Below are 16,966 nucleotides of genomic sequence, written 5' to 3'. Positions count from 1 at the left end.
CCGGGCCGGGACGCCCACGGACGGTAGGATCTCCGTACATCTGTGCCGATTCGCCCGCGGCCCGACGCCCCCGATGAAAGGCCCGCACGCCCGATGGCCCCTCGCCTCTCCGTCGTCGTCCCGATCTACAACGTCGAGCGCTACCTCGAGGAGTGCCTGGACTCCATCGCCGCCCAGACCTTCAGCGACCTGGAATGCGTCATGGTCGACGACGGGTCCAAGGACGGCAGCGCCGCCATCGCCGAGGCCTACGCCGCGAAGGACGCGCGGTTCCGGCTCGTCCGGCAGGAGAACAAGGGCCTCGGCGCGGCCCGCAACACCGGCTACCGGCACATCGCCGACGGCACCGAGTTCCTCGCCTTCGTCGACAGCGACGACACCCTGCCGCCGAGCGCCTACGAGCTGATGATCGGCACCCTGGACGAGACCGGCTCGGACTTCTGCACCGGCAACGTCCAGCGCTTCCGGGCCGTCGGCTACTACCAGTCGGGCGGCCACCGCAAGCCGTTCAAGGAGACCCGGCTGCGGACGCACGTCACCGAGATCCCGACCCTGGTCACCGACCGGACGGCCTGGAACAAGGTCTACCGCCGCAGCTTCTTCGACGGCGCCGGCATCCTCTACCCCGAGGGCATCCTGTACGAGGACGCCCCGGTGAGCGTGCCGCACCACTACCTGGCGACCAGCGTGGACGTGCTCTCCGAGCCGATCTACCACTGGCGCGAGCGCGAGGTCGGCGAGATGTCGATCACGCAGATGAAGACCAACCCCAAGGGCCTGATCGACCGGGTCACCTCGATGGAGCTGGTGCGGGCCTGGCTGCTGGAGCAGACCGACCCGAAGTTCAAGCGCTACCTGCGCACCTACGACGAGAACAACCTCGTCGAGGAGATCCCGATGTTCTTCGGGTCCGTCCTGGACGGCGACACGGACTACCGGGACGCCTACCTGGAGTGCGCCGGCCGGCTGCTGCGCGCCATCGGGCCAGAGCAGATCCGCAAGCTGCGCGCGCCGCTGCGCCTCAAGTACCACCTGACCCTGCAGGGCCGGATCGACGAGCTGGTCGAGCAGATCCGCTTCGAGCGGGACACCAAGGGCGCCGCGCCCGCGCGCGGCCTGCTGCGCCCCTTCGCCGACTACCCGTTCCTGCGCGGCGGGCGCAAGAGCGTGCCCGCGGACGTGCTGCGCCTGGACAACGCGCTGGTGATGCGCACCCGGCTCTACGACGCCTCCTGGACGGAGGGCAAGCTGCACCTCACCGGGCACGCCTTCCCCGAGCACCTGGGCGCCGAGCACCGCAGCGACATGGTCAAGGTGCTGGTCCTGCGCGAGGCCAAGGGCCGCCGGGTGCTGGCCCTGCCCGCGAAGGCGCAGTACAGCCCGGAGGCCACCTCCAGCTCCCCGCACGACCTGTACAGCTGCGACTGGGCCGGCTTCCGCGCCGTCATCGACCCGAAGCGGCTGAAGCACCGCGGCGAGTGGCGCGAGGGCTCCTGGCGGGTCCTGATCGCCGGCATCGGCAAGGGCGGCGTGTACAAGGGCCGGATCTCCGGCGGCTGGAGCGACCGGGCGGAGTACCCGCCGGTGCACTGGGTCGAGGACGACGTCCGGGTCGTGCCGTGGCTCAAGGACAACCACGTCAACCTGCGGGTCGAGAAGGTCCGGGCGCGCGCCGCCGGCGTGACGGCCGAGCACGGCACGGTGACCGTCCGCGGCCGGGCCGCCTCCGGTCTGGACCTGGCCGACGCCCGGCTGCGGCTGCTGCACGTGGAGTCCGACCGCGAGCTGCTCTTCCCGCTGGAGCTCGGCTCCCCGGTGGGCCGCGAGGTGCCGTTCGCCGCACACTTCCCGGTCGCCGACATGACGGCCGTCCGCAAGGCCTGGGCCGCCCTCGACCCGGCGTCCGCCGAGCGCCTGCGCGACCGCTGGGACACCGAGCTGCAGCTCGCCGACGGCAAGCGGGTGCCCGTCGTGCTCGACGAGCGCACCGCGGTGGTCGAACTCGACCTGCCCGTCGAGAACGACACCCGGGCGCTCTACACCAAGGCCTCCCCCAGCGGGTACCTGCAGTTCAGCGACCAGGTGCTGCAGCCGGTCGTGGAGGAGGTCACCGCGCGCGGCACGGACGGCTTCCTGCTCAGCGGCACCTTCCCGCTGCCCGGCACCCACACCTACGAGCTGGTGATCCGCCACGACTGGCACGAGGAGGAGCACTGCTACCCGGTGGAGATCGTCGACGGGCGGTTCCGGGCGGCGCTGCCGGCCGTGCCGACCGCGGCCTTCGCCGGCCAGGTGCCGCTCCGCCGGGGCCTGTGGGAGGTCTTCCTGCGGCCGGTCGGCGCGCCCGCCGACGAGGTGTGGCCGCCGGTCCTGCTCGCGCCGCGCTGCCACGCCGCGCTGCCGGTGGAGACCGAGACCCGCGGCAAGCGGGTCGTGCTGGAGCGCCGCGGCTACGACTCGCTGACGCTGCTGGCCCACTCCGACCTCCTCCCGGAGGAGCGCAGCGGCTACCGGCACCGACAGCTGCGGATCAACGAGTACCCCGCGGCCCGCACCCGCCCGGTCACCGACACGGTGCTGTACCTCACCTCGCACGGCGACCGGTACGCGGGCGCCCCGCGCGCGGTGCACGAGGAGCTGCTGCAGCGCGGCCTGCCGCTGCGCCACCTGTGGAGCGTGGACGACCAGCAGGCCGAGCTGCCCGGCACCGTCGAGGCGCTGCGCCAGGACAGCGCCGAGTGGTACGAGGCGCTGGCCACCGCCCGGTACGTCGTCACCGAGGCGCACCTGCCGGACTTCTTCGAGCGGCGGCCCGGCCAGACGGTGCTGCAGACCTGGCAGGGCACCCCGCTCAAGCGGATCGGCCTGGACTTCGAGAAGGTCTGGTTCACCGACGCCGAGTACGTCAAGCACCTGCGGCGCGAGGTGCCGCACTGGAGCCTGCTGGTGTCCGGCAACGGCTTCTCGACGCCGGTGCTGCGGCGGGCCTTCGACTACGGCGGCGAGATCCTGGAGGCCGGCAACCCGCGCAGCGACGTGCTGCTCGCCGCCGACCGGGAGAAGACCGCCGAACTCGTCCGCACCCGTCTCGGCCTGCCGGACGGCAAGAAGGTGGTGCTCTACGCGCCGACCTTCCGCGAGGACATGCGCCGCCCCCAGGACGGCTACCAGCTGGACCTGCGGATCGACCTGGCGGCGGCCCGGGCCGCCCTGGGCGACGACCAGGTGCTGCTGGTGCGGCGGCACCCGCTGATGTGCGGCCAGGTGCCGGGCGCCGGCGACGGCTTCGTCTGGGACGTCAGCACCTACCCGGACACCGCGGAGCTGCTGCTCGTCGCCGACGTGCTGGTGACGGACTACTCCTCGGTCATGTTCGACTTCGCGGTCACCGGCAAGCCGATGCTGTTCTTCACGCACGACCTGGAGCACTACCGGGACAACCTGCGCGGCTTCTCCTTCGACTTCGAGGCGACCGCGCCCGGCCCGCTGCTGCGCACCTCCGAGGCGCTCGTCGATGCGCTCGGCCGGACGGCGGAGGTCACCGAGGAGTACGCGGACCGGTACGAGGCCTTCCGCGAGGCCTACTGCCACCTGGACGACGGCCGGGCGAGCGCCCGGGTCGTGGACGGACTGCTCGCGCACGAGGGCTGATCCGCTCCACCGGGCGCCCCCGCCGCGTTTGTTGACCGGCGGGGGCGTCACGGTGTGAGATGTCCCGGACCCGGACCGCCCGACGGCGGCCGGGTCCGCCGGTCACTCCTCCTGACCGGCTCCCGCCGTGAAGGGCCGCCTCCCGTGTCTGTGAAATCCGCCGGCGCTCCGTCGCCGACCGAGCCGCGTGCCGTCATACGCTCCCTGCGCTGGGAGGACGACACGTTGCTGCTGACCGGGTTCGCGCACCCGCAGGACCGGCCCTCGGCCACCCGGGGCAGCGCCCGGACCCTGCTGGTGCTGCGCCGCACCGGCAGCCGGGCGTTCGGTTGGGTGAACACCAGCCCGGTGTACCTCCCCGAGTCCACCGAGGACAGCGGCCTGGCGGAGCTCAACCACGACTGGGCCGGTTTCACGGCCGCGATCGACCCGACCCGGTTCCGGCGCCGCGGTACCTGGACGGAGGGCGAGTGGCGGGTGTCCGCCACGGTCTTCACCGGCCTCAGGCGCAGCCAGGGCGGGTTCCAGGGCCACTGGTGCGGCACCGCGGAGACGCCGCCGGCGCACTGGGTCGCGGACGACGTCCGGGTGGTCCCGGTGTTCCGCGCCAAGCACCTGCGGCTGCGGGTCGAGCGCATACCCGTCCGGGTGCGCGCGGCCGTCCTCACCGAGGACGCGCTCGAACTCTCCGGCGCCGTCGACGGCGCGGTCGGGCGCACCGCGATCCGGCTCCACCGCCCGGAGGGCGGCGCCGAGACGGTGGTCGACCTGACCGCCGACGGCGCGGGCTTCACCGCCCGCATACCGCTGGCGGTGCTGACCGGCGGTGCGGAGTCCGACGAGCCGTGGCAGGCCGAGCTGGTGCACGCCGACGGCCGCACCGAGCCGCTGGTCGTCGACGAGCGGGGCGGCCCGGTCACCGGCCAGTTCCCGCTGCCGGGCACCGCGGACCTGCTGCACGTCGCGCGGGACCGCCGGGACGCCCTCGAACTCGCCGTCCGCCCGCCCGTCGCCCGGGTCGACGAGATCACCGAGCTGCAGGACGGCTTCGTCCTCGGCGGCTCCACCCCGACGACCGGCCAGGGCCCGCTGGAACTCGTGCTGCGGCACTCGGACGGCACCGCCGAACTGCGCCACCCCGCCACCGCGACCAGCGCCGAGCGCTTCCGGGTCACCCTGCCCGCCGGGACGGCCACCGCCGGCGGCGACCGCCTCCCGCTGCGGATGGGCGTGTGGGAGCTGCTGCTGCGCACCGCCGACGGCACCGAACGGCGGGTGACCGTGGCGCCGGCCGCCTTCGACGCCCTGCCGGCCGCGGTCACCGTCGGCCCCAAGACGGTGAAGCTGGAACGCCGTTGGCTGGACACCCTCTTCGTGGACTCCTCCTCCGTCCTGACCGCCGAGGAGCGCAGCGCCTTCGCCCAGCACAGGCTGCGGACGGTGGACTACCCGGCGGCCGGCCACGGCGAGCTGCGCGAGGCGGTCTTCTACGACGTGTTCGGCGGCCGCGGGTACGCCGACTCCCCGGGCGCGATCCACCGCGAGCTCGTCCGCCGCGGCGTCGACGTCGAGCACATCTGGGCCGTCAACGACGCCCAGGGGCAGGTGCCGGCCGGGGTGCGGACGGTGCGGGTGCAGAGCCCCGAGTGGTACGAGGCGCTGGCGACCAGCCGCTACCTGGTCGGCAACACGCACTTCCCGGACTTCGTCGAGCGCCGGCCCGGCCAGGTGGTCGTGCAGACCTGGCACGGCTCGCTGCTCAAGCGGATCGCGCACGACGTGGAGAACGCCTGGCTGGCCGACGCCGGCTACCTGGAGGCGCTGGACCACGAGACGCCGCACTGGAGCGTGCTGGTCTCCCCCAGCCCGTTCGCCACCCCGATCCTCGGCCGGGCGTTCCGCTACGACGGCGAGATCCTGGAGTCCGGCTACCCCCGCAACGACCTGCTGGCCACCGGCGACGACGCCCTCGCGGCGCGGGTCCGGGCCCGGCTCGGCATCCCTGAGGGCCGCCGGATCGTGCTGTACGCGCCGACCTGGCGCGAGGACCAGCAGCGGGACAACGGCGCCGGCTTCCGCCTCGACCTGCAGCTGGACACCGAGGCGGCCCGGGCCGCGCTCGGCGAGGACCACGTGTTGCTGGTGCGCCCGCACGCACACGTCCGGGAGCCGCTGCCCGGTGCCGGGGACGGCTTCCTGTACGACGTCGGCGACTACCCGGACGTCCAGGAGCTGCTGCTCATCGCCGACGTGCTGGTCACCGACTACTCGTCGATCATGTTCGACTTCGCGATCACGGGCCGCCCGATCCTCTTCTTCACCTACGACCTGGAGCGCTACCGCGACGTCCTGCGCGGCTTCTACTTCGACTTCGAGACCGAGGCCCCCGGACCGCTGGTCCACACCTCCTCGGAGCTGGTCGAGGCGCTGCGCGACGTGACGGCCGCCACCGCGGACCACGCCGAGCGGTACGCGGCGTTCCGTGCACTGCACTGCGTGCTGGACGACGGCAAGGCGAGCGCCCGGGTCGTCGACCGGATGCTCGCCGGCTGACGCCACCGCCGCGGGGGCCGGCCGGGACCCGCCCGATAGGGTGGCACCGCTCGGACACCCGTTCCGCGCCGCCCCCGCAACCCCATACGGAGTGAACCGTGCTGGACACCTCAGCCGTCGCCGTCGGTCCCGCCGCCGGCCGGCGCCTCCACCGGGCGGCCCGGCGGGTCGCACCGCGGTGGCGCATGCCGCTGCTGGTGACGGTCGGCTGCCAGGTGATCTGGCTGTTCTACTGGGCGGCCTTCTACCCGGGCCTGCTCAGCTACGACTCGGTGATGTACACCTGGCAGGTCACCACCGGGCACTGGACCTCCGACCACTCGGTGCTCTACGACGCCGCGGTCTGGCTGGCGCTGCACCTCCCGGGCAAGTTCGCGCTGCTCACGCTGGCGCAGACGACCGTGATGTCGGTGGCGCTCGGCTACACCTGCGCGGCCGTGCGGGACCTCGGGGTGCGGGCGCGCTGGTGCGTCCCCGCCGCGCTGGCCACCGCCGCGCTGCCGCCGACCGGGACCTTCGTGGTGTTCGTCTGGAAGGACGTGCCCTTCACCATCAGCGCGGTGCTGGTGTTCGCCGCGGCGGCCCGGCTGGTCGCCCGGCGCGGCACCGCGCCGGAGCCCGGCCGCTGGCTGCGGCCCGGCGGCTACCGCTTCGACCTGCTGGTGTTCTCCGCCGGTCTGCTGGGCCTCGGGCTGTTCCGCAACAACGGGCTGATCGTCGCGCTCTTCGCCGGCCTGGTGCTGCTGCCGTTCCTGCCCGGGCTCCGCAGGTCGTTGGCGGTGCTGACGCTGGTCGCGGTCGTCCTGCCGGGTGCCGCCCAGCTCGGCGGCTACCGGATGCTCGGTGTCGCGCAGCCCCCGGCCAACTCCGTGTTCGGCATGAACTACGCGGACATCGCGGTCGCCTACAAGGAGGTGCCGTGGGTGTTCAGCGGCGCCGACCGCCGGCTGCTGGCGGAGGTCGCGCCGATGTCCACCTGGGAGACCGGCGCCAACTGCCGCACCGCCGACCTGCTCTCCAACAGCAAGGCCCCGTTCGACCGGAACGCCGCCCAGCAGCACAACGACGAGCTGGTCGGCCTCTGGACGAAGGTCTTCAAGAAGCGGCCCGACGTGCTCGTCGACGCCCGGCTGTGCCGCGGCGCGATCGCCTGGGACCCGTTCTCCGACTGGAGCGTGGACGCCGGCGCCACCATCGTCGCGCCGCTGGAGCGCCCCGGTGACCTGTGGGGATGGGCCGCCGCCCCCGAGACCGCCGACCCCGCGGCCGGCGCGGTGCAGATCAGCGGCCGGATGGCCGACAGCCCCTACCTCCCGGCGCTGCGCAGCCACCCGCTGTCGAAGAGCCTGAACCTGGCCGCCACCTGGCTCACCAACCTCTCGAAGGCCCGGCACTTCGACACGCTGCTGTGGCGCGGCGCCACCTGGACGTACCTGGCGTACGCGGCGCTCGCCTGCTACGCGGTGGGACGCCGGAACCGGGCGGTGTGGGGGACGGCCGGTGTGCTGCTGGGCATGCAGCTGATGCTGATGGTCTCCACGCCCGCCGGGCTGTTCCGCTACAACGTGGCCCCGCTGTTCATCGGGCCGCTCTGCCTCGGGCTGTTCGCGGCGGCGCGCCGCGCCCGCGAGCGCAAGTAGCGCTGCGGGCACGAGCAGCACCTGCGGGCGCCGCCGCGGACCGGTACGGCCCGCGGCGGCGCCCGCAGGCGTTTCAGAACAGTCGGCGGCGCAGTGCGCCGGCCGCCGCGCGCGGCGAGAGGACGTCGAGCAGCGCCTCGCCCTTGCGGTCGGTGCGGATCCGGGTCGCGCGCGGTCGGCCGCCGGTCAGTGCGGGCCTGGCCCGTCCGGCCGGGCCGAGGCCGTCGGGGCGCAGCGGCATGTCGTAGGTGCCCGTCCCGAGCCGCAGGCGCAGCAGGAGGCGCCAGCTGCCCGGGGCGGGCAGGGCGGCCGGGTCGACGTGGACGCGGGCGGTGAAGAGGCCGCCGTCCTCGGCGGGCAGCGGGAGCTCGACCTCCGGTCCGCCGCCGGTGCGCCGCAGCAGCAGGCTCTGCCGGGGCCGGTCGGGGCCGTAGGCGCCGGGCGGCAGGGTCAGCGCGGTGCGCGTCTCGACGAGGTAGCCGCGGCCGTCGCGGTGGACGGCGCCGTGGTCGGGGCAGCCGGCCTGCTGGAGGCGGGCGAGGTCTTCGAGTTCGGTGCGCCGGCCCTCGCGCAGCAGCCGCACGCGGATCCGGTCGAGCGGCGGCAGTGCGGTGAGCGCCGAGTCGGGGACGAGTTCGGCCAGGATCGCGCCGGACTCGCGGGCGTACCGCTCGCGCAGGTCGTCGGACCAGTCGAGGAACTCGCCGCGGAACCGGTTGAGCAGTTCCTCCTGGACCCAGCGCAGCAGCAGCCCGTCCCGGTCGGCGCCGGGCTCCGTGTGCGCGAGCACCGTCTCCACGGCGCCGCGGACCTGGGCGTAGAAGGGCTCGGGCTCGACCACCTGCCGGGTGAGGTGGTCGAAGCCGTCGCGCTGCACGAGGTAGTAGCAGTCGTAGTCGGCGACCACCGAGATGGCGCGGGCCAGGAAGTAGGCGGGGACGACGAACGCCTGCTCCTCGGCGAGCCGGACTCCTTCGGCGAACCGCAGGCCGTGCTCGGCGACGAGGGAGCGGCGGTACAGCTTGTGCGCGGTCAGGCTCCACACGGCGCGGGTGGTGCGGACGTCGCCGGTGGTGACGCCGGTCTCGAACGGTATGCGGGCGGCGCTGCGGCCGACGCCCCTGATCCGGCCGAGGACGACGTCGGAGCCGTCCCGTTCGGCGGCGTCGACCATGCGCCGCAGGGCGTCGGGGCCGAGGTGGTCGTCGGGGTCGGCGAAGAAGAGGAACTCGCCGCGGGCGAGGGCGATCGCGCGGTTGCGCGGGCCGCCGGGGGCGCCGCTGTTGGGCTGGTGGACGACGGTGACCTGCGGGTGCTCGGCGGCCCAGCGGTCCAGTGCCGCGCCGCTGCCGTCGGTGGAGCCGTCGTCCACCGCGACGACCTCCAGCAGGTCGCGGCCGAGGGTCTGGTCGAGGATCGAACCCAGGCACTCGTCGAGGTGGTCCACCGCGTTGTAGACCGGAATGACCACGCTGACCTTGGGTATCGCCTGCTCGACCATGCGGGACATGATAGGTCGCCGCGCCCGGGCGCCCGGGCGCGGCTACCCGCCGAAGGCGTAGTCGCGCCAGGGCCGCCAGACCTCGTCGGGGCCGAACCGGGAGAGGCCGAAGCCGGGCACGGTGAAGGCGGCGTGGAAGGCGCGGGCCTTCTCCTGGGCCTCGTCGAGGATGTCCTCGGGCAGCCCGTGCGCCACGGTGACGTGCGGGTGGTACGGGAAGGCCAGCTCGCGGGCGAGCGGCCCGGAGCGCACCGCGGCCTCCAGTTCGCGGCACTCCTGTGCGCCGCCCTCGACCCGGACGAACACCACCGGGGAGACCGGCCGGAAGGTGCCGCTGCCCTGCAGCAGCATCGGGAACGGCCGGTGCGCGGCGGCGACGCCGAGCAGGTGCGCCTCGATCTCCGGCAGGCGCACGGTGGGCACCTCGGTCGGCGGCAGCAGCGTGACGTGGGTGGGTATGGACCGGGCGTGCGGGTCGCCGTGGCCCGCGCGGGCGTCCTGGACGGCGGAGCCGTACGGCTCCGGCACCGATATCGACACGCCGATGGTGACGGCCTCCGGGAGTCCGCGGAACTCCGGGGGGCCGCCGCCGTCGGCGCCTGCTCCGGCGGTGCGCGCCATCAGCGCTTGGGCGCCAGGAAGCCGATGCGGTCGTAGACCGTGGCGAGGGTCTGCGAGGCGACCTCGCGGGCCTTCTCCGCGCCGAGGCCGAGCACCCGGTCGAGCTCGGCCGGGTCGTCGAGGTAGGTCCGGGTGCGGGCCTGGAAGGGCGTGACCCACTCGGTGAAGAGCTCGGCCAGCTCGGTCTTGAGCGCGCCGTACATCCGGCCCTCGAAGTGGGCGACCAGCTGCTCGATCGACTGCCCGCTGAGCGCGGAGTGGATGCGCAGCAGGTTGGAGACGCCCGGCTTCTCCTCCTCGTCGTAGGAGACGACGGTGCCGGTGTCGGTGACGGCGCTCTTGAACTTCTTGGCGCTGGCCTTGGGGTCGTCGAGCAGGTTGACCAGGCCCTTGGCGGAGGAGGCCGACTTGCTCATCTTCGCCGTCGGGTCCTGGAGGTCCAGGATCTTGGCGGTCTCCTTGAGGATGTGCGCCTTCGGCACGGTGAAGGTGGGCTCGTACCGGGTGTTGAAGCGCTCCGCGAGGTCGCGGGTGAGCTCCAGGTGCTGGCGCTGGTCCTCGCCGACCGGGACGAGGTCGGCCTGGTAGAGCAGGATGTCCGCAATCTGCAGGATCGGGTAGGTGAACAGGCCGACGGTGGTGCGGTCGCTGCCCTGCTTGGCGGACTTGTCCTTGAACTGGGTCATCCGGGACGCCTCGCCGAAGCCGGTGAGGCAGTTCATGACCCAGCCGAGCTGCGCGTGCTCGGGCACGTGCGACTGGACGAACAGGGTGCAGCGCTCCGGGTCGAGGCCGGCGCCGAGCAGCTGGGCCGCGGAGATCCGGGTGTTCTCGCGGAGCTGGGCCGGGTCCTGCTCGACGGTGATCGCGTGCAGGTCGACGACCATGTAGAAGGCGTCGTTGGCGTCCTGCAGGGCGACCCACTGCTGGACGGCGCCCAGGTAGTTGCCGAGGTGGAACGAGCCCGAGGTGGGCTGGATGCCGGAGAGCACCCGGGGACGGTCCTTGACCGGACCTGCGACCGCTGCGTTGACCATGTCGGCCATTGTTCCAGTTTCACCGACCGCTCAGGAAACATCTGCCCCTGGAGGTTCCGCCAGTGTGACCGCACTCACCCGGATCCGTTCGATCCGGCGGCCGTCGAGCTTGGCGACGGTGAGGCGCACCCCGTCCTCGGTGGTGACCTGGTCGCCGGACTCGGGCAGCCGGCCGAGCTCGCGGACGAGGTAGCCGGCCACCGTCTCGTACGGGCCCTCGGGCAGGACGACGCCGGTCTCGTCGGAGAAGTCGGCGAGGTTCAGCATGCCGTCGAGCTCCATGCCGCCGCCGGCCAGCCGGCGGGTGGCGGTGGTGTCGAGGGCGTCGTACTCGTCGCGGATCTCGCCGATGACCTCCTCGACGAGGTCCTCCAGGGTGACGATGCCGGCGGTGCCGCCGTACTCGTCGACGACGATCGCCAGGTGGTGGCCCTCGCGGCGCATCTCGCCCATGGCCTCCAGCACCCGCTTGGTGGCGGGCAGCAGCTTGACCGGCCGGGTGAGGTCGCGCACCCGCACGGCCTTGGCGCCGCGGGCGCCGTAGAGGTCCCGGACGTGGACGAAGCCGGTGACGGAGTCGTAGGAGCCCTCGACGACCGGGTAGCGGGAGTGCGGGGCGGAGTCGGTCTCCGGGCGGACCTCGGAGACTAGGCGCTCGGCGTCGAGGAAGGTGACCTCGGTGCGGGGCTTCATCACCTCGCGCAGCTGGCGTTCGCCGGCCGCGAAGACGTCGTTGATCAGGGCGCGCTCGTCGCTGCCCAGCTCGGTGTTGGCGGCGACCAGGCCGCGCAGCTCCTCGGAGCTCATCGAGCCGCGGCCGGCCGTCGGGTCGCCGCCGAGCAGGCGCACCATCAGGTTGGTGGAGAGGCCGAGCACCCAGATCGCCGGGCGCAGCACCACCGACATGACGTCGACGACCGGGGCGGCGAGCACCGCGATGGAGTCGGCCCGCTGCAGCCCGATCCGCTTGGGGGTCAGCTCGCCGAGGACCAGCGAGGCGTAGCTGATGACCAGGGTGAGCCCGACCAGGGCGACGGTGTCGGCGAGTCCTTCGGAGAGGCCGAGGCGGACGAAGAGCGGGGCGACCTTGCCGGCCAGGGTGTCGGCGCCGAACGCGGCCGAGAGGAAGCCCATGCAGGTCACGCCGACCTGGACGGCGGCGAGGAAGCGGTTGGGGTCGGCCGCGAGGTGGGCGGCCCGGGCCGCGCGCCGGGTGCCGACCGCCTCCAGGGCGCGGATCTGGCCCTCGCGCAGCGAGATCAGCGAGATCTCGGCGACGTTGAACAGACCGCCCAGCATGATGAAGACGAGGACGAGCGCGGCGTCCTCGATGTTTTCGGTCACGGCAGGAGTGTAGAAGGACGGCCGGGCGCCCCCCGGGCACCCGGCCGTCCTTCCTGTGCGGGCCGCGTCGGCCGCGGGGCTCAGATGAGGCCGAGCTCCTGCACCGCGTCGCGCTCCTCGGCCAGCTCGTTGACGGAGGCGTCGATGCGGGCGCGGTCGAACTCGGAGAGCTCCAGGCCCTGGACGATCGTGAAGGTGCCGTTCTCGGTGGTGACCGGGAAGGAGGAGATCAGGCCCTCCGGCACGCCGTAGGAACCGTCGGAGACGATGCCCATGGAGGTCCAGTCGCCGGCCGGGGTACCGTTGACCCAGGTGTACACGTGGTCGATGGCGGCGTTGGCGGCCGAGGCGGCCGAGGACGCGCCGCGGACCTCGATGATCTCGGCGCCGCGCTTGGCGACCTTCGGGATGAAGAAGTCCTGGACCCAGGCCTGGTCGGAGCCGGTGGCCTCGAAGGCGGACTTGCCGGCGATCTCGGCGTGGAAGACGTCGGGGTACTGGGTGGCGGAGTGGTTGCCCCAGATGGTGACCTTCTTGACGTCCTCGACGGTGACGCCGGCCTTCTTGGCGAGCTGGGCAACGGCGCGGTTGTGGTCGAGGCGGGTCATCGCGGTGAAGCGCTCGGCCGGCACGTCCGGGGCGTTGCGCTGGGCGATCAGGGCGTTGGTGTTGGCCGGGTTGCCGACGACCAGGACCTTGATGTCGTCCGCGGCGTGGTCGTTGATGGCCTTGCCCTGGGGGCCGAAGATGCCGCCGTTGGCCTGCAGCAGGTCGCCGCGCTCCATGCCGGCGGTGCGCGGGCGGGCGCCGACCAGCAGGGCGACGTTGGCGCCGTCGAAGGCGGTGGCGGCCTGGTCGGTGATGGTGATGTCGCGCAGCAGCGGGAAGGCGCAGTCGTCGAGCTCCATCGCGACGCCCTCGGCGGCCTTCAGGCCCTGCGGGATCTCCAGGAGGCGGAGGTTCACCGGGACGTCGGCACCGAGCAGGTGGCCCGAGGCGATGCGGAAGAGCAGGGCGTAGCCGATCTGGCCGGCCGCTCCGGTAACGGTGACGTTGACGGGGGTGCGAGTCATTTCTACCTTCTCCAGCAAATCGCCAGGTGCCCCAGGCACGTCGGCGCACTGGAGCCGAGGATGATCTCTCGACGTCGAGAGACCTGCGTCAGGTTATCGCAAAGGCAAGGGTATGCCGCCTCGCCGGGCGTGGCTGTTGCGTCACACAGCGCGCGCCACGCCGTCGGGGCGGGGCGCGGGGCCGCCCGTCCCGCGACCGCCCCGCGCCCCCGCCGGGTCAGTGCCGGGGCCGGCCGACCAGCCGCCCGATGTCGTCCAGCCACGAGAGGTGCAGCCACGGATCGGGCTGCGCGACCAGGGTGAGCAGCACGATCACACCGCCGAGGAAGGTCAGCACGCCGACGTCGGTGAACCGGCTGCGCACCGCGAGCATGCCGACCTCGGGCAGGGCGGCGCGCAGGGCGGCGCCCAGCAGCAGGGCCAGGCCGACGATCAACAGGCCGATCTTGAAATCGGCGAACCAGATGACGGCGAGACCGAGCCCGGCCACCGCGAGGCAGAGCGTTATCGGCCACTGCCGCACCGGCAGCGAGTGGCCGCGCCCGAGCGCCGCGGCCGAGCCCTCCGGCGGCAGGGTGCCGGTGGTCTTCAGCGGACGGCGTCCGGTGCGGGGGGCGCGCACGACGGCCATCGGCTCAGCCGTCGGCGCGGCGCTCGGCCGCCTCGACAATGTTGTTGAGCAGCATGGCGCGGGTCATCGGGCCGACGCCGCCGGGGTTCGGGGAGATCCAGCCCGCGACCTCGGCCACGCCGGGGTGCACGTCGCCGACGATCTTGCCCTCGCTGCGGCTGACGCCCACGTCGAGGACGGCCGCGCCGGGCTTGACGTCGGCCGGCTTGACCAGGTGCGGCACACCGGCGGCGGCGATCACGATGTCGGCCTTGCGCAGGTGGTAGGCGAGGTCCCGGGTGCCGGTGTGGCAGAGGGTGACGGTGGCGTTCTCGCTGCGGCGGGTCAGCAGCAGGCCGATGGAGCGGCCGACGGTCACGCCGCGGCCGATCACGACCACCTCGGCGCCGTCGATCTCGACCTGGTGGCGGCGGAGCAGCTCGACGATGCCGAGCGGGGTGCACGGCAGCGGGCCCCGGATGCCGAGGGCGAGGCGGCCGAGCGAGGTCGGGTGCAGGCCGTCGGCGTCCTTGTCCGGGTCCATCAGCTCCAGGACGGTGTTCTGGTCGAGGCCCTTGGGCAGCGGCAGCTGCACGATGTAGCCGGTGCAGGCCGGGTCGGCGTTGAGCTCGCGGACGACGTCCTCGACGTCCTGCTGGGTGGCGGTGGCGGGCAGTTCGCGCTGGATGGAGGCGATGCCGACCTCGGCGCAGTCCTTGTGCTTGCCGTTGACGTACCAGCGGCTGCCCGGGTCGTCGCCGACCAGGACGGTGCCGAGGCCGGGGACGACGCCCCGCTCCTTGAGGGCCGCCACGCGGACGGCGAGTTCGGACTTGATCGCGGCGGCGGTGGCCTTGCCATCGAGAATCTGGGCAGTCATGGCCCCCATTGTCCCGGATCGGCGGAGGCGGACGCGCCGCGGGCCGGGCCGCCGCCCGGGGGCGCGGCCCTCGGTGTGCGCGCCGCCCCGGTGCCCCGGGCGGCCCGGCCGGCGCGCCTCCGGAACGAACCGCCGCAAAGGCGGGCAGGGCGTGCGCGGCCCGGTTGCGGTTGCGCCACAGTTGCGTCCGCGGGGCGGTCGCGGCTGGACAGCGCGCCGTGGTAACGACCACGATGGCCCGAGCAATCTCTGCTGCCCGCGTCCTGGTGACAGGCCATCGGGGACCACGGGGGACGATCGTCGGGGGAAGACCACAGTGAGCAATCCGTACCAGCCGGATCCTTACGGCGGCTACGGCCAGCCGCAGCAGCAGCCCTACGGCACGCCCGGGTACGGCGCACCGCAGTACCAGCAGCCCCAGCCGCAGCCCGGCTACGGCTACCCGCAGCAGCCCCAGCCGTACGCCCCGGCCGGCCCGGTGGTCGTCCAGGCGAACTCGCCGGCCACCGCGTCCGTGGTGCTGGGCTTCGTCGCCATCCTGACGTCCTGCTTCTACGGCGGCTTCCTCGGCCTGATCGGCCTCGGCGTCGGCATCGCCGGCCTGAACAAGTCGAACCAGACGGGCGTCGGCCGCAACGCGGCCATCGGCGGGATCGTGCTGAACGTCCTCGCGGTGCTGATCTCCATCGCGATCGTGGTCTTCTACTTCAGCGTCCAGCCGTGACCGTCGCCGCGCCCCCGTCCGCAGGTGCGCTGACGACCCGTTGGCGGCGGACCGCCGGCACGGTGTCGGGCGGGCTGATGCGGGTGCTGCTGCGCGGAGCCGGCGGCGCGGTCGCCGCGGTCGCGGTGGCCCAGCTGCACGACGCCCACGACCCCGGCGTGCTCTGCCTGCTGCGCCGCTTCACCGGCATCCCCTGCCCGGCCTGCGGCAGCACCACCGTCTTCATCGAGGCCGGACACGGCAACTGGGCGGCCGCGCTGGCCGCCAACCCGGTCACCGTGGTGGCCGCGCTCGCGCTGCTGCTCGCACCGCTCGGCCCGGGGCGCTGGTGGTGGGAGCTGTCGAACAAGCGGCGCAACGCGGTGATCGGCGCCGCCTTACTGCTGGCCTGGACGTGGCAGCTGAACCGACTCGGCATCTCGCGTCCCTGAAGTCCGCGGGACCTGACGGGCATTGACCTCCCGATGTCAGGCCCCTCCGCTAGTGTCCCATCCGGTCGGTGCCTCAACTGCCCGTCCGTCCCAGGGTTTTCCTGCAGTTCCGTCCACACTCCTTCCTGCCCGGAGGCATTCGATGAGCTACCCGCCCGACCCGAACAACCCGTACAGCCAGCAGCCGCCCGCGCCGGGCTACGGCTACCCGCAGCAGGCCCCGCCGCCCGCGCCGGGCTACGGCTACCCGCAGCAGGCCCCGCCGCCGGCCCCCGGCTACGGCGCCCCCGGCGGCTACGGCATCCCGCCGCAGCCGGGCCCGTACGGCAACGCGGCCCAGGTGCAGCAGTTCTACGCGGGCTGGGGTTCGCGGGTGGCGGCGTACATCGTCGACTACCTGATCGTCGGCGTGCCCGCCGGCATCTTCTACGGCATCGGTGCCGCGGTCGGCATCTCCAAGGCGGAGTGCACCACCGACCCGACCACCTACACCTACAGCTGCACCGGCGGCGGCGTCTCCGGCGCCGGCATGGCCATCATGGCCATCGGCTGGCTGCTGGCGATCGCGGGCGGCCTGTGGCTGATCCACCGCGAGGGCACCACCGGCCAGACCCCGGGCAAGAAGATGGTCAACATCCGCGTCCTGCGCGAGGCCGACGGCCAGCCGCTGGGCTTCGGCATGGCCTTCGTCCGCAAGATCTGCCACGCCGTCGACGGCATCTGCTGCCTCGGCTACCTGTGGCCGCTGTGGGACGCCAAGAAGCAGACCTTCGCCGACAAGATCATGAGCTCGGTGGTCGTCAAGTCCCAGTGATCGGCCCTCCCGCCGGCCGCAACGCCGAAGGCCCCCCCCCCCCCGCGGGTTGGGGGGGGTCGCGCGGGTCGGGGCAAGGGGATGAGA

The 16,966-nt window shown here is 73.2% G+C and carries 13 protein-coding genes; 6 read left to right on the top strand and 7 right to left on the bottom strand.

Annotated elements, in window-relative coordinates; all coding sequences use genetic code 11:
- Window positions 1-93 precede the first annotated feature (93 nt).
- From AB0O09_RS20740 to AB0O09_RS20730, 3 genes are all read left to right on the top strand, one after another.
- Window positions 94-3,651, top strand: coding sequence for a bifunctional glycosyltransferase family 2 protein/CDP-glycerol:glycerophosphate glycerophosphotransferase (locus AB0O09_RS20740; protein WP_363543289.1), 3,558 nt, complete (start codon window positions 94-96; stop codon window positions 3,649-3,651).
- A 225-nt stretch (window positions 3,652-3,876) separates the two neighbouring features.
- Window positions 3,877-6,204, top strand: a complete 2,328-nt coding sequence (locus AB0O09_RS20735; RefSeq protein ID WP_363543287.1) for a CDP-glycerol glycerophosphotransferase family protein — start codon at window positions 3,877-3,879, stop codon at window positions 6,202-6,204.
- Between the two features lie 98 nt (window positions 6,205-6,302).
- Complete coding sequence (locus AB0O09_RS20730) at window positions 6,303-7,844, top strand: hypothetical protein (protein WP_363543285.1); 1,542 nt, start codon at window positions 6,303-6,305, stop codon at window positions 7,842-7,844.
- Window positions 7,845-7,917: 73 nt separating this feature from the next.
- On the opposite strand, the gene AB0O09_RS20725 is transcribed toward AB0O09_RS20730, so the two are convergent.
- The 7 genes from AB0O09_RS20725 to AB0O09_RS20695 all read right to left on the bottom strand — a co-directional run bounded on the left by AB0O09_RS20725 (window position 7,918) and on the right by AB0O09_RS20695 (window position 14,910).
- Entirely contained in the window at window positions 7,918-9,345 is a 1,428-nt protein-coding gene (locus tag AB0O09_RS20725) for a glycosyltransferase (protein ID WP_363543282.1), read from the bottom strand.
- A 42-nt stretch (window positions 9,346-9,387) separates the two neighbouring features.
- A complete protein-coding gene (locus AB0O09_RS20720; RefSeq protein ID WP_363543280.1) occupies window positions 9,388-9,966 on the bottom strand; it encodes a 2'-5' RNA ligase family protein in 579 nt (192 codons plus the stop codon).
- A complete protein-coding gene (gene trpS / locus AB0O09_RS20715) occupies window positions 9,966-11,003 on the bottom strand; it encodes a tryptophan--tRNA ligase (RefSeq protein WP_363543278.1) in 1,038 nt (345 codons plus the stop codon). Before trpS ends, AB0O09_RS20720 begins: the two co-directional genes overlap by 1 nt.
- 30 nt (window positions 11,004-11,033) lie before the next feature.
- Entirely contained in the window at window positions 11,034-12,347 is a 1,314-nt protein-coding gene (locus AB0O09_RS20710) for a hemolysin family protein (RefSeq protein ID WP_363543277.1), read from the bottom strand.
- An 80-nt stretch (window positions 12,348-12,427) separates the two neighbouring features.
- Window positions 12,428-13,420: a malate dehydrogenase gene (locus tag AB0O09_RS20705; RefSeq protein ID WP_344623520.1), complete on the bottom strand. Its 993-nt coding sequence runs from the start codon at window positions 13,418-13,420 to the stop codon at window positions 12,428-12,430.
- Window positions 13,421-13,637: 217 nt separating this feature from the next.
- Window positions 13,638-14,051, bottom strand: coding sequence for a DUF3017 domain-containing protein (locus tag AB0O09_RS20700; protein WP_344623519.1), 414 nt, complete (start codon window positions 14,049-14,051; stop codon window positions 13,638-13,640).
- A 4-nt stretch (window positions 14,052-14,055) separates the two neighbouring features.
- Window positions 14,056-14,910: a bifunctional methylenetetrahydrofolate dehydrogenase/methenyltetrahydrofolate cyclohydrolase gene (locus AB0O09_RS20695; RefSeq protein ID WP_363543275.1), complete on the bottom strand. Its 855-nt coding sequence runs from the start codon at window positions 14,908-14,910 to the stop codon at window positions 14,056-14,058.
- Between the two features lie 316 nt (window positions 14,911-15,226).
- Here AB0O09_RS20695 and AB0O09_RS20690 point away from each other — a divergent pair, with 316 nt between their 5' ends.
- From AB0O09_RS20690 to AB0O09_RS20680, 3 genes are all read left to right on the top strand, one after another.
- A complete protein-coding gene (locus AB0O09_RS20690) occupies window positions 15,227-15,634 on the top strand; it encodes a hypothetical protein (protein WP_344623517.1) in 408 nt (135 codons plus the stop codon).
- On the top strand, window positions 15,631-16,065 hold the full coding sequence (locus AB0O09_RS20685) for a DUF2752 domain-containing protein (protein ID WP_363543272.1): 435 nt from the start codon (window positions 15,631-15,633) through the stop codon (window positions 16,063-16,065). Before AB0O09_RS20690 ends, AB0O09_RS20685 begins: the two co-directional genes overlap by 4 nt.
- A 142-nt stretch (window positions 16,066-16,207) precedes the next feature.
- Entirely contained in the window at window positions 16,208-16,879 is a 672-nt protein-coding gene (locus AB0O09_RS20680; RefSeq protein WP_363543270.1) for an RDD family protein, read from the top strand.
- Window positions 16,880-16,966 lie beyond the last annotated feature (87 nt).

Source organism: Kitasatospora sp. NPDC093679, from assembly GCF_040683455.1.
Classification (GTDB): Bacteria; Actinomycetota; Actinomycetes; order Streptomycetales; family Streptomycetaceae; genus Kitasatospora; species Kitasatospora arboriphila.
This window is presented reverse-complemented; position numbering and strand designations above follow the sequence as displayed.